This window comes from Isoptericola sp. b408, from assembly GCF_030588085.1.
GTDB lineage: Bacteria > Actinomycetota > Actinomycetes > Actinomycetales > Cellulomonadaceae > Isoptericola > Isoptericola sediminis.
Genome location: NZ_JAUQYQ010000001.1, coordinates 1,157,265 through 1,170,862, shown reverse-complemented (window position 1 = coordinate 1,170,862; position 13,598 = coordinate 1,157,265). Strand labels below are relative to the sequence as shown.

The 13,598-nt window shown below is 71.5% G+C and carries 10 protein-coding genes; all 10 read right to left on the bottom strand.

Features of this window, described 5'->3' with window-relative positions; genetic code table 11:
• Positions 1–111: 111 nt before the first annotated feature.
• The 10 genes from adhE to Q6347_RS05410 all read right to left on the bottom strand — a co-directional run bounded on the left by adhE (position 112) and on the right by Q6347_RS05410 (position 13,425).
• Complete coding sequence (gene adhE, locus Q6347_RS05455; RefSeq protein ID WP_304606859.1) at positions 112–2,838, bottom strand: bifunctional acetaldehyde-CoA/alcohol dehydrogenase; 2,727 nt, start codon at positions 2,836–2,838, stop codon at positions 112–114.
• Between the two features lie 162 nt (positions 2,839–3,000).
• Positions 3,001–4,038 carry a hypothetical protein gene (locus Q6347_RS05450; RefSeq protein ID WP_304606858.1) on the bottom strand — a complete coding sequence of 346 codons (1,038 nt, stop codon included), beginning with the start codon at positions 4,036–4,038 and terminating at the stop codon, positions 3,001–3,003.
• The gene (gene mnmA, locus Q6347_RS05445; RefSeq protein ID WP_304606857.1) at positions 4,035–5,165 is read right to left on the bottom strand and encodes a tRNA 2-thiouridine(34) synthase MnmA; all 1,131 of its coding nucleotides are present in this window, start codon (positions 5,163–5,165) and stop codon (positions 4,035–4,037) included. Before mnmA ends, Q6347_RS05450 begins: the two co-directional genes overlap by 4 nt.
• The gene (locus Q6347_RS05440; RefSeq protein WP_304606856.1) at positions 5,162–6,409 is read right to left on the bottom strand and encodes a cysteine desulfurase family protein; all 1,248 of its coding nucleotides are present in this window, start codon (positions 6,407–6,409) and stop codon (positions 5,162–5,164) included. Before Q6347_RS05440 ends, mnmA begins: the two co-directional genes overlap by 4 nt.
• A 236-nt stretch (positions 6,410–6,645) precedes the next feature.
• The gene (locus Q6347_RS05435; RefSeq protein WP_304606855.1) at positions 6,646–8,817 is read right to left on the bottom strand and encodes a PhoX family phosphatase; all 2,172 of its coding nucleotides are present in this window, start codon (positions 8,815–8,817) and stop codon (positions 6,646–6,648) included.
• 112 nt (positions 8,818–8,929) lie between these two features.
• Positions 8,930–10,042: a molybdenum cofactor biosynthesis protein MoaE gene (locus tag Q6347_RS05430; protein WP_304606854.1), complete on the bottom strand. Its 1,113-nt coding sequence runs from the start codon at positions 10,040–10,042 to the stop codon at positions 8,930–8,932.
• Positions 10,039–10,527, bottom strand: coding sequence for a cyclic pyranopterin monophosphate synthase MoaC (gene moaC, locus Q6347_RS05425; RefSeq protein ID WP_304606853.1), 489 nt, complete (start codon positions 10,525–10,527; stop codon positions 10,039–10,041). The genes Q6347_RS05430 and moaC overlap by 4 nt, the downstream gene beginning before the upstream one ends.
• Entirely contained in the window at positions 10,524–11,750 is a 1,227-nt protein-coding gene (gene glp / locus Q6347_RS05420; RefSeq protein WP_369810808.1) for a gephyrin-like molybdotransferase Glp, read from the bottom strand. Before glp ends, moaC begins: the two co-directional genes overlap by 4 nt.
• Positions 11,751–12,184: 434 nt before the next feature.
• Positions 12,185–12,652 (bottom strand): hypothetical protein, encoded by a 468-nt coding sequence (locus Q6347_RS05415; protein ID WP_304606851.1) that lies wholly within the window; start codon positions 12,650–12,652, stop codon positions 12,185–12,187.
• Positions 12,653–13,017: 365 nt separating this feature from the next.
• Positions 13,018–13,425, bottom strand: a complete 408-nt coding sequence (locus Q6347_RS05410) for a hypothetical protein (RefSeq protein WP_304602372.1) — start codon at positions 13,423–13,425, stop codon at positions 13,018–13,020.
• Between the last annotated feature and the right edge of the window lie 173 nt (positions 13,426–13,598).

Here is a 13,598-nt window from a genome sequence, read left to right as displayed (position 1 = left end):
GGTTATCGGCACCTGGGGCGCGAACCGCCGGTGAAGCACGCCGCGCACGCACGGGACAGGGCACCGGCTCGTGGTCCGGTGCCCTGCCGGGACGTGCGGGGGGCGTCGTGGTCAGCGACCGAGCGAGGTGTACCCGCCGTCGGACTTCCGCGCCTCGGCAGCCGCCTTCTGGGTGGTGCCGTAGTAGGCCGCGACCATGATGTCCTTCATGTCCTGCAGCATCGGCAGCCGCGGGTTGGCCGGTGCGCACTGGTCCTCGTAGGCCCGCATCGCCAGCGTGTCGAGCCCGCCGATGAAGGCCTCCTCGGCGACACCCTGCGCCCGGAACGACGGCTCGATGCCGATGCTCCGCGTCAGCTCCTCGACCGCCCGGGCGTAGGACTCGACGCCCTCGGCCGGGGTGGCGGCCGGCAGCCCGAGGTGCTTCGCGATCTGCTGGTACCGCTCCGGGGCGACGTACCGCTCGGCCTTCGGCCAGCCGGTGACCTTGCCCGGCATGAGGCCGTTGTAGCGGATCGCGTGCGGCAGGAAGATCGCGTTGGTGCGCCCGTGCACGAGCTTGAACGTGGCACCGACGGTGTGCGACATCGCGTGCACGATGCCGAGGAACGCGTTGCCGAACGCCATGCCCGCCATCGTCGCGGCGTTGTGCATCTTCTCCCGCGCCTCGATCGCCTCGCCGCCCTCGAGGACGGAGGTGCCGATGTTCTCGAACACCAGCTTGATCGCGTGCAGCGCCAGGCCGTCGGTGAAGTCGTTCGCGTAGACGGACACGAAGGCCTCGGTGGCGTGGGTCAGCGCGTCCATGCCGGAGTCGGCGGCGAGCTTCGCCGGCATCGTGGCGGTGAGCACCGGGTCGACGATCGCCACCGACGGGGTCAGTGCGTAGTCGGCCAGCGGGTACTTGAACCCGGTCGAGTGGTCGGTGATCACGGCGAACGGGGTGACCTCCGCCCCGGTGCCCGAGGACGTCGGGATGCAGACCAGCTGGGCCTTCTCGCCGAGCTCCGGGTACCGGAACGCCCGCTTGCGCACGTCGAAGAACTTCTCGCGCAGGTCGCTGAAGGCCACCTCGGGGTGCTCGTACTTGAGCCACATGACCTTCGCGGCGTCCATCGGCGAACCACCGCCGATCGCGATGATCGTGTCCGGGCGGTGGTCACGCATCAGCAGGGCACCGCGCTCGACCGTCTCGACGCTCGGCTCGGGCTCGACGGTGTCGATGATCTGCACGGCGACCTTGTTCGCGCGGCGCTGGAGCACGTCGAGGATCTTGTCGACGATCCCGAGGGACTGCATGACGCCGTCGGTCACCACGGTGACGCGCTCGACGTCCGGCATGTCGACCAGGTACTGGATCGCGTTGGGCTCGAAGTACGTCTTCGGCGGCACCTTGAACCACTGCATGTTGTTGTTCCTCCGCGCGACCCGCTTGATGTTGACGAGGTTCACGGCGCTGACGTTGTTCGACACCGAGTTGTGCCCGTAGGAGCCGCAGCCCAGCGTCAGCGACGGGATGAGCGCGTTGTAGATGTCCCCGATGCCGCCCAGGGCGCTGGGCTGGTTCCACAGCACCCGCACCGCCTTGACGGCGTGCCCGAACCGCTCGGCGAGCCCGGCGTCCGTGGTGTGGATCGCCGCCGAGTGGCCGAGACCGTCGAACTCGACCATCTGCTCGGCGAGGCGGACACCCTCGTCGGTGCTGCGCGAGCGCAGCACGGCGAGCACGGGCGACAGCTTCTCGCGGCTCAGCGGCTCCTGCGGCCCGACGCCGGAGATCTCGGCCAGGAGCACCGAGGTGTCCTCCGGGACCTCGAAGCCGGCCTGCTCGGCGATCCAGGCCGCCGACCTGCCGACGGCGGCGGCGTTGAGCTTGGCACCGCTGCAGGCGGCCGTGTCGGCGCAGGCGCCGAAGAGGTACTCCTCGAGCCGGGCCTTCTCCTCGGGGGAGGCGACGTGGGCGTGCATGGTCCGGAAACCGTCCATCACCTCGTCGTAGACCTCGTCGTCGATGATGACGGCCTGCTCCGAGGCGCAGACCACGCCGTTGTCGAAGCCCTTGGACAGGACGACGTCGTTGACGGCACGGCCGATCTTCGCGGTCTTCTCGATGTAGGCGGGGACGTTGCCGGCGCCGACGCCGAGGGCGGGCTTCCCGGCGGAGTAGGCGGCGCGCACCATGGCGTTGCCGCCGGTGGCCAGGATCAGCGAGACGCCGTCGTGGTGCATCAGCGCGCTGGTCGCGGCGAGGCTGGGCTCGGTGACCCACTGGATGCAGTCCTCGGGCGCGCCGGCCTCGATCGCGGCGTCGCGCACGATCCGGGCGGCCTCCGCGGAGGAGCGCTGGGCGTTGGGGTGGAAGGCGAAGATGATCGGGTTGCGCGTCTTGAGGGCGATGAGGCTCTTGAAGATCGCGGTCGACGTCGGGTTGGTGACCGGGGTGATGCCGGCGACGACCCCGACGGGCTCAGCGATCTCGACGATGCCGCGCAGCTCGTCGCGCGCGACGACCCCGACCGTCTTGAGCTCGGCCATCGAGTGGGTGACGTGCTCGCAGGCGAAGATGTTCTTGGTGGCCTTGTCCTCGAAGACACCACGCCCGGTCTCGTCGACCGCGAGCTGGGCCAGGTTGCCGTGCTCCCGCAGCGCCGCGACCGACGCCTTCTTGACGATGTGGTCGACGTCCTCCTGCGTCAGCGTCGCGTAGGCCGCCAGCGCCTTGAGCCCGCGCTGGACCATCGCGTCGACGGCGACCTCCGGCGCCGGGGGCTCGACCGTCGGGACGTCGGTCGGCGTGACCTCCGGTGCGGCGCTGGTCGTGGTGGTGTCGGTGCTCATGTCGCCCTCCCCTGAGGGGCTGTGGCCGTTCCTCGGCCTCCGGATCTGACAAGTGAAGACTTTCACAAGATGTGGTCAGACCACAAGTCGCCCAGGGCGAGAGACAGGACACATCCGCAGGTCAGATGGCTGAGGCAACCATCTGCGAGGGGTGGCGCGGGGTCAGTCCGCGGCGCGCTCGGCGAGCGCCTCGGCCACCCGGCCCAGGTTCGCCAGTCCCGCCCGGTGGTCGTCCACCGAGCCGGGGGTGCGCCGCGGGGCCGCCAGGACGGTGACCGACTCCAGCCCGGCGGCGGGCAGCCCGATGCGGCGCCACGGCTCGGCGACGAGCCGCACGAGACCGCCCAGCTCGGGGCCTGCGCACTGCGACACCCTGGCCGGGGGCAGGCCCGCCCAGAGCCCGACCTTGCGCTCGGTCGCCCGCGCCACGAGCTCCCAGGCACGTTCGTTCCAGCCCTCGGGGGCGACGTCGGCCAGGTCCAGACCGATGGCGTCGGCTCCGGCGAGCACCACGGGCGGGATCCCCACCCACGTGCCGCCGAGGTGGACGACGACCCGGGCACCGGCGTCGTGCACCGCCTCGACCACGGGGCGCAGACCCTCCACGATGTCCGGACCGGGCACCCCGCGGAGGCGCGAGAAGCCGGAGAAGGTCGGCAGCACGCCGGCGTGCACCTGCCCGAGCAGCGGCTCGGCGAGCTGCACGACGACGTCCGCGCCGGGCACCTGGTCACGCACCTGCGCGACATGGTCGGCCAGTCCCACGGCCAGCGCCTCGGTGAGGGCCGCCCGCCCGCCGACATCGGCCAGCACCCGGTCGCCCCGCGCGGACCACAGCTCGGCGGCGAGGGTCCACGGGCCCGTCACCTCGACGGCCAGCGGCCCCGTGTACCCGTGCCCGGTGATCGCCAGGGTGGCGAGGTCCTCGGCCAGCAGGGACCGAGCGCGGCGGGCGTCGACGCCGTCGTGGTCCGCGAGCTTCCAGCCGTGCGGGCCGAGCTCGACGGCGTGCTCGGCCAGCAGCAGCGAGGTCCGGGCGGTCGCCCCTGCGCCGGGACCGCGGCCCGTGAGCTGGACGAGGAAGGGGATCGGCTCGACGCCGGTGGGCAGGTCGGCGAGGTCCCCGAGCACGGTCTGCTGGGCCTCGAGCACGTCGCGCTCTCCCCCGGGCCAGGGCCCGTGCCCGCTGACCGCCGTCACGCGTGCACCACGGTGGCCGTGGGTGTGGCCGACGCGGCGGTGTCTCGGCGCGCGCCGGAGACGGTGCCCTGGCCCAGCACCTGCGTGCCGCGGTAGACCACGATCGACTGCCCGGACGCGATCCCGCGCAGCGGCTCGCCGAGCCGGACCTCCAGGCCCGCCGCGCCGTCGGACGTCGCCCGGACCTGGGCGGGGACCGCCCGGCCGTGGGCGCGCACCTGGACGGTGACGTCGGTCCAGTCGTTCGGGGCCGGGACGAGCCACGTCGCCCGGCCCGCGTCGATGTGGTCGACCGTGAGCAGCTCGGAGGGGCCGACGACGACGGTGTTGGACTCGGTGTCGACGTCGACGACGTAGCGGGGCTTGCCGTCGGCGGCGGGGCGGCCCAGGCCGAGGCCCTTGCGCTGGCCGATCGTGTAGGCGAAGGCGCCGCGGTGCTCGCCGACGACGGTGCCGTCGGTGTCCACGACCTCGCCGGGCTTCTCGCCGAGGCGGTCGCGCAGGAACCCGCGGGTGTCGCCGTCGGCCACGAAGCAGATGTCGTAGGAGTCCGGCTTGGCGCTGACCGAGAGCCCGCGGCGCTCGGCCTCGGCGCGCACCTCGTCCTTGGTGGCGAAGTGGCCCAGCGGGAACACCGAGCGGGCGAGCCGCTCGGGGCCCATGACGGCGAGCACGTAGGACTGGTCCTTGGCGTCGTTCGGCGAGCGGTGCAGCTCGGGGCCGTCGGGGCCGTGCTCGATGCGCGCGTAGTGGCCGGTGGCCACGGCGTCGAAGCCCAGCGCGGTGGCCTTGTCGAGCAGCGCGGTGAACTTGATGTGCTCGTTGCAGCGCACGCACGGGTTGGGCGTGCGGCCGGCCGAGTACTCGGACAGGAAGTCCGCGACGACGGTCTCCTCGAAGGTCTCGGACAGGTCCCACACGTAGTACGGGATGCCGAGCACGTCGGCGGCGCGGCGGGCGTCCCCGGCGTCCTCGATGGAGCAGCAGCCCCGCGACCCGGTGCGGAACTGGTCCCGGTTGCGGCTCAGGGCCATGTGCACCCCGACGACCTCGTGCCCGGCCTCGACGGCGAGCGCGGCGGCGACGGCGGAGTCCACTCCCCCGGACATGGCGGCCAGGACCCTCATGCGGCACCTCCGGTCAGCGGGCGGGTGGAGACCAGACCCGCGGCACGGGCGCGGTCGGCGACCTGGGGCAGCGCCTCGAGCAGCCGGTCGACGTCGGCGCGCGTGGACGTGGCGCCCAGGGAGAACCGTAGGGCACCGCGGGCGTCGGCCTCGGCGACCCCCATCGCGAGCAGCACGTGGCTGGGCTGGGGCACCCCGGCCTGGCAGGCCGAGCCGGTCGACGCCTGCACCCCGGCGGAGTCGAGCAGGTACAGCAGCGAGTCCCCCTCGGCGCCCGGGAACGTGAAGTGCGCGTTGGCCGGCAGCCGGGCCGGGCCGCCCGAGGCCGTGGTGGCGGCCGGGTCGGGGCCGCGCAGGACGGCGTCGGGCACCACGGAGCGGACGCCGTCGACCAGGGCGTCGCGCAGCGCGGCGAGGCGCTCGGCACGCTCGGCGCGGTGGGTGACGGCGTCGTGCAGGGCGACCGCGAACGCGTGGATGGCGGCGCCGTCGAGCGTGCCGGACCGCACGCCGCGCTCCTGGCCGCCGCCGTGGGAGACGGCCTCCAGCGGCAGGTCGCGGCGGGCGAGCAGCGCCCCGACGCCGACCGGTCCGCCGAGCTTGTGCCCGGTGACGGTCAGGGCGTCCACGCCGGAGGCGGCGAACCCGACCTCGACCTGGCCGACGGCCTGGATGGCGTCGGTGTGCACGGGGACGCCCTGCTGGTGGGCCAGCCGGACGACCTCGCGGATCGGCTGGACGGTCCCGACCTCGTTGTTCGCCCACATCACCGAGACGAGCGCGATCTCCTCGGGGGCGTTCGCGAGCTCGGCCTTGAGCGCGTCGAGCTCGATGCGGCCCTCGTCGTCGACGTCGAGCAGCGTGATCTCGGCCCCGGCGTGCCCGGCGAGCCAGAAGGCCGGGTCGAGCACGGCGTGGTGCTCGACGGCGGAGATCAGCACGCGCCGTCGGCGCGAGTCCTGGGTGCGACGCCCCCAGAAGATGCCCTTGACCGCGAGGTTGTCCGACTCGGTGCCACCACCGGTGAAGATCACCTCGCTGGGGCGGGCGTCGAGGGCGGCGGCGACGGTCTCGCGCGACTCCTCGACGGTGCGCCGGGCGGAGCGGCCGGCCGAGTGCAGGGACGAGGCGTTCCCGGTGCGGGAGGCCTCGGCGACGTACGCCTCGAGCGCCGCCGACGACATGGGTGTCGTCGCGGCGTGGTCGAGGTAGGCGCCGGGCGCCCGGGGGTCTGTCACGGTCATCAAGTCTACGAACCGTGACGCCCCCGTCCCGCATTCCGCGAATCAGGACCGATCACGCCGGGTCAGGGCACTTTTCCGCGGGTCAGGACAGATCTTCGCGGGTCAGGACAGATCTCCGCGGGTCAGTACCGGTCCTGGCGAGTCAGGGGCCCTTCTCCGGCCACCGCTGACGGATCCGCACGGGCCGGGCCCTGACTCGTGCGGATCCGCCCTGACTCGGCGAGGCGTGTCCTGACTCAGCGGCCGCCGCGGGGCTCGCGGAAGGGGCCGGGCCCCTGGTGCTGCCCGCGCGGCGTCTCCCCGGCACCGGCCGGGAACACCTGGATCGTGGACGGCCGCGGCCCGCGCCAGGCACCGGCCGGGACCGTCTCGCCGTCGGCCAGGTAGTCCGGGAAGTACGACGTCTGCGCGCCCCAGCTGCCGTCGTCGCCCGGGTGCTGGACGTTGACGTACGCCATCGAGTCCCGCACGTCGACGACGGGACCGCAGGTCTCGGCGCTGCGCGGCACGGCGAGGAACTGCTCGACCCGGCCCCGCTGCGCGCCGTCGAGCGTCACCTTGAACAGGCCGTCGCTCTTCTGGATCGACGACGGCTGGCCGTCGGTGGAGATCCACAGGTTGCCGTCGGCGTCGAAGGCGACGTTGTCGGGGCAGGAGATCGGCGAGACCTTGTCGGCCGGGAAGCCGGAGAAGTAGGTCGAGTCGTTGACCTCGGGGTCGCCGGCCACGATGAGCAGGTTCCAGGTGAACGTGGTGGCCGTCTGGTCGCCGCCGTCCTCGATGATCTCCACGACGTGGCCGTCGCGGTTCGACCCCCGCGGGTTGGCCTCGTCGACGCCGGGGTAGCCGTCGCGAGCGCGGTTCGAGTTGTTGGTGCAGGCGACGTAGATGCGGCCCGTGAACGGGTTCGGCTCGACGTCCTCGGGGCGGTCCATCTTGGTGGCACCGACGGTGTCGGCCGCCACGCGGGTGAAGACCAGCACCTCGGCCAGCGACATCCCGTCCACCTGCGACTCGCCGTCGAGCACCAGCGGCAGCCACTCGCCGGTGCCGTCGAAGGCGCCGTCGGAGGGCACCGCGCCCGAGCCGTCGATCTCCGAGGCCGGGGAGTCGCCGTCGAAACGCGCGACGTACAGGTCGCCCGAGGACAGCAGGGTCTTGTTGTGCTCGCGGGCGGCGGCGCTGTTGCCCTCGCGCATGCGGTCGGTCGAGACGAACTTGTAGACGTAGTCGAACCGCTCGTCGTCGCCCATGTAGACGACGGCGCGCTTGTCCGCGGCCAGGATGACGTTGGCCCCCTCGTGCTTGAACCGGCCGAGCGCGGTGTGCTTCACCGGCGCGGCCGTCGGGTCGTACGGGTCCATCTCGACGACCCAGCCGAAGCGGCGGTTCTCGTTCTCGTAGCCGGGGTTGTTGCCGTCGAACCGCGGGTCGTCCAGCTCCCAGCCGTAGCGGGTGGCCGTGTTGCGCAGGCCGTAGCGGGCGTCGCGCGCGTCCTGACCGTTGACGCGCAGGTACCCGTGGAAGTTCTCCTCGCCGGAGACGACGGTGCCCCACGGGGTCGTGCCGCCGGCGCAGTTGTTCAGCGTCCCGTAGACCTTCGTGCCCGTGGGGTCGGCGACGGTCTTGAGCAGGTCGTCGCCGGCGGCGGGGCCGTCGATCGTGAACGCGGTGCCCAGGTGGATGCGACGGTTCAGCGGGGCGATGCGGGAGTACTCCCACGGGGTGCCGGTTCTGTCACGGGTCACCTCGACCACCGACATGCCGTGCGCGGCCCGCTCGATGGCCCGCCGCGTCGCGGCGTCGTAGGAGGCGTCGAACATGATGTCCGGGTTGGTGTACTCGTGGTTGGCCACGAGCAAGCCCTTCGTCCCGCGGCGGGTCTCGACCATGGACCGGATGTGCTGCGGGTCCTCGGGCAGGATGTCCAGGTAGTCGCAGTTGTAGCCGAACTGCCGGGCCTGCTGCTCGGGGGTCTGGTGCGCGGGGTCGAACGCGCGTCCGCCCGGCAGGATCGGGTCGCCCCACCGGATGATCGGCGACCACGCGTAGCCCTCGGGGACGACGACGGCGTCCTGCTCCATGGGCTGGGCGGCGATGGCGCCGAACGCGAGGCCCTTGACCGGCTTCTTCCCCGCGACGGAGGCCGCAGCGGGCGGGGCGCCGAGGGCCTGGGCACCGACGACGACGGCCGCCGCCGCAGCGGCAGCACCGCCGAGCATCACGCGGCGGCTCAGCGCCCGCGAGGCGATGTCACGGAAGTACTCGTTGGCGCTGAGGTTCGGCGCGGGGTGCGCGCAGGCGTCGGCGCACTTGAACCGGCACGTCGCCGCGGCACGCTTGCCGCGGGCGTAGTGGGGCGTGGCCACCACGGGCAGCTGCGGCCGGGACTCGGGCGTGATCGTCATCAGGGCTCTCCTGGGCAGAGGGGGCATGACCAGCCCTGACGCTAGGAACGCTGCGTGGCGGGACGGCGTCAACCACCTGTCACCAGGGTAAACAGCGGATGAGTGCCCGGGGTCAGCCGAGCGAGGCCACCCACTCGCTGGAGCCGTCGGTGAACCCCTGCTGCTTCCAGATCGGCACCTCGGCCTTGAGCTCCTCGATGAGGTCGCTCGCGGCGGTGAAGGCGCCCTGGCGGTGCCCGGCGGCCACGGCGGCGACGACCGCGACGTCCCCGACCTGCAGGTCCCCGGTGCGGTGCACGACGGCGGCGCGCACGGTGTCGCCGGTCACCGCGGCCGTGCGGGTGGTCACCCGCTCGGCGACCTCGTGGAGGATCTCGGCGGCCTGCGGGTGCGCCTCGTAGTGCAGGGCGGTCACGCCGCGGCCCTCGTCGTGGTCGCGGACGTGCCCGACGAACGTGGCCACCGCCCCGCAGGTGTCGTCGCGGACGAGGTCGCTCAGCTCGACCAGCAGGCCGTCGAGCGGGGTGTCCAGGACGTCGGCGCGCAGGACGGTCGCCCGGTCCGTCGCCGTGGCGGCCTCGCTCGCGACTCCTGCCTCACCACCGTCCGCCGCGGTCGTACCCTGTGTCACGGCGTCGTACCCGGCGGGTGCGACCCCGTGACGGACGGTACGACCGGGCGCGACTTCGTGGTGGTGGCCGTGGCCATGACCCTGGGGGTGTCCGCCGTCGTGGTCGCGGCCGGCGAGCTGGTCGACGGCGTGCGGCAGCACGTCGGCGAGGGCGTCGAGGCCGTCGACCACTCCCCCGACCGACCCCGGCAGGTTGACGATCAGGGTGCGGTCGGCGACCCCGGCGATCCCGCGGGAGAGGGCGGCACCCGGGACGGCCTTCTTCGCCGGGTCCGTGGGCGCCAGCGACCTGGCGCGCACGAGCTCGGCGATGCCGGGCACCTCACGGTCCAGCACGGCACGGGTGGCCTCGGGGGTGGCGTCCGTCGGCGAGATCCCCGTCCCGCCGGACGTGACGATGACGTCCGGGGCGGCGTCGTCCCCCTCGACCAGCTCGAGCAGGGCGTCCCGGACAGGTTCGCCGTCCGGCACGACGACGACGGGCAGCACCTCCCAGCCCCGGGCGGTGAACCACTCGGTCGCTGCCGGTCCGGAACGGTCCTCGTAGACGCCGGCGGCGGCGCGCCCCGAGGCGACGACGATCGCGGCTCTCATGCCTGCTCCTCCCGGGTCCAGTCGCCCGACTTCCCGCCGGACTTGGCGACGACCTCGATGTCGGTGAGGACGGCGGCCTTGTCGACGGCCTTGATCATGTCGTACAGCGTGAGCCCGGCAACGGTGACGGCGGTCAGCGCCTCCATCTCGACACCGGTGCGGCCGGTGGTCTTCACGGTCGCGGTGATCTCGACGGATCCGGAACCGTCGTCGGCCGGGGTGATGTCGAGGTCGACGCCGGAGAGCGGCAGCGGGTGGCACAGCGGCACGAGGTCCGGGGTGCGCTTGGCGCCCATGATCCCCGCGATGCGGGCGGTCGCGATCGCCTCGCCCTTCGGCAGGTCGCCCGACGCGATCCGGTCGACGACGTCGGCCCGGGTGCGCAGCACGCCCCGGGCGGTGGCGCGGCGTTTCGTGACGTCCTTCGCGGTGACGTCGACCATGTGGGCGGCGCCGTCGTCGCGGTAGTGGGACAGGTCGCTCATCGGATCTCCCAGTAGTCGACGTCGTCCCCCGCGTCGAGGTGCGCGACGCCGGGCGGTACGTGTACCAGCAGCGTAGCCATCGCGAGGTGGGCCAGGAGGTGGGATCCCGGCCCGCCGACCATCTCGACCCGGCCGTCGGCGTCGAGGCGGCCCCGGCGGACCTGGTGCAGGTGCTCGGGTGAGTCGATCGCCTCGGCGAGCGGCGCCCGGCCGCGGGGCCGGTGGGCGGGGACGGCGCCGGTGGCCTCGGCGAGCACCGGGCGCAGGAACAGCTCGAAGGAGACCAGGGCGCTGACCGGGTTGCCGGGGAACGCGACCAGCGGCACGTCGCGCGGCGCCGTCGGGTCGCGCAGCGCGATCGTGCCGAGTCCCTGCGGCCCGCCGGGCTGGACGGCGACGTGGCCGAACCAGGCATCCGCGAGGGTCTGGCGGACCACCTCGTACGCACCGGCGGAGACACCGCCGCTGGTGACGACGAGCGCGACGTCGTCCGGCGGCTCGGCCAGGGCCGCACGCAGCGCGGCCGGGTCGTCCGGGACGACCCGGTGCGTGACGCGGCACCCCACCTCGGCCAGGGCGGCGGTCAGGGCGGCGCCGTTGGCGTCGTAGAGCTGTGCCGGGCCGAGCGGCTCGCCGGCCGCGACGAGCTCGGACCCGGTGGAGATCAGCAGCACGTGCGGCGGCTCGGCGACCTCGACCTCGGTGACGCCCGCGGCGACGAGGACGCCGAGCTGTGCCGGACCGAGCCGGGTGCCCGCGGGGACGACGACGTCACCGGCGGCGACGTCGGAACCCGCGCGGCGGACGAAGGTGCCCGGCGCCACCGGTGCGCTGAACCGGACCGTCGCTGCCATGCCGGGCTCGGGAAAGGCCGGCGGGTCGGCCTCCTCGATCTTGATGACGGCATCGGCGCCGTCAGGGATCGGGGCACCCGTCATCACGGGGGCCGCGGTGCCGGGCGTGAGAGGTGGCGGCTGCGTGCCCGCCGGGACCGGCGCCCCGACCGGCAGCTCGACCGGGTCCGACGGGGTGGCGTTGGCGAGGTCTGCGGCGCGGACCGCGTACCCGTCCATCTGCGAGTTGTCGAAGCCCGGCAGGTTGATCACTGCAACGGCATCGGCAGTCAGGAATCGCGGCGCCTTCCCTACGCCTGGCCGCTGGACGGCAAGGAGTCCCGTCAACTGAACCGTCGAGCGCCGCGGGGCCTTTAGACCGGCACACACCGCCTCTCTGACGGCTCGTTGATGCCTCTCCACAGTCCGCCGGCCAGCCTCGTGATCCACAGGCAAAGCATACGAGCGCCACACACGCGACCCGAGGAGCACTCCTTCCCGGCAGTCGCCGCAAGCTGCCCGCGAGGCCGCAGATACACGACTCGCATGGAGTGCCATGATGGCCCTGCAAGATGCAGTCGAACACCAAAACTCAGATCGCTGATCGCGCATCTCGAACGATCCGCCAATGATTGGCCGCTGGCGAACTGAAGAGGTCCTGATAGAGCAGACGCAGGCCGAATGCCTGCACTCAGCCCGCCGACTTTCTCCAGCGACACGAAAATCAAGCACCAGCCAATGCGCCTTGTGGGCCACCTATCATCACGCTAGCGCACGCCAGCTCGTCGGCCAAGACATGCCACGCCGCCGCGCGGACCGTCGCACTATTCATCTAGACTTTCGTCAGCATCCCGCCGGCGCCGGTAGGCAAGATATCCTGGCGTACCCTGCCCTTCGGGGGGTACCAGCACGCTGGGCCAGGCGAACAGGCCTTCGATCACCGCCCAGAGGCAAAAGAGCCCGGTGAACGCCAAAGTCACGACCAAAGCCTTGTCATACATGGGCAACACCGCTGGCCCCAAGATCCCGGTCCAACCCAGGAGCAATCCCCACGTCAGCATGATAAGAGATGTCTGCGCCCTAATCCTTACCAGGACTAGGGCGACCTCCACGCTTCCGGCGCCAATTTCTGAGGCAAACCTGGCCACGTCAATGCGGCCCGCTTTTGGACCAAAGGCTCGTAGAACGCCGCCGCCGATTGCATAAACACTTACCAGGACCGCCAGCACCCCCGCAACCAACCACAGAGCCCTGCGGATTGGAGAGGTTAGCATCAATTCGAACTTGCCCATACGTTAGTCCATCCATTCCCTTCCATCTCAACCTAGCGGCGCCAACATCTGCACAAGAGAATCTTCGAGGTTCTTTCAACCTCTCAGGGCCCGCTGTGCACAACCTCCGCCCAACGCTCAAGAAGATCAGCCGAGAGGTCCCTGTTCAGGAAAGCATCGAGTGCGAGTCGAATGTTTGCGCGACCAAGTTGGACCGCGGAACCCGCGTCGAGCGGACCAGAAGTTCGGAGCCTCGACAAGGTGGGTAATATTCCCGTTCAACGAGACAAGAGACTCCAGGAGGCTTCGGTGATCGAGATGTGCGCTCATGGGTTCAACACGTTCTTCGCGCGAAGAATTCATGGCGCGGAACGAGGGCAGGCCCTTCAGGCCGCACCGCGCGAGGATGTTGCCATCATTCTTCCCAGGAGGAACGTCGACAGCCCGACGAGGACGCATGCGACACCAGCCGCCGCCGCTCCCCAAAATTCAGAGGCGAGATAGACGACGCCCACTGATGACACCAGTGCAGAAACTGCTATCAACCACACAAAGCCATTCCTGAGCGCCGGGAATGGTCGTGAGGCCTTCTTGCTGACGGCGTACGATCTGGCGAGCGCCGTCCCCGGAAACACTCCGGCGAACGCAATCCACGGAATCCCACCCGCCCAGTCTATCGCTACCAACATCACGATGGCGGCCGCCGCAACCAGTGAAGACGCCAATCTGCTGGCATGGTTAATTCTCGCCATTCGCGCGTGCTGCCTGGCCCAGAACTCGTCAGCAGTGACCATTCTTCTCGAATCTCCCGCTCGCCGTCGTGGACACACCGGACGCACACGCACCTTCCGTGAAGGATGACGCCCTATCGCTTCCGCCCGGTTGCCGGCCACAACCTAGCCATGCCCTGGACTCGGCACAAGGGAATCTTCAACACTCCTTGACGCTCTTCGACGCCGCCGCCTGC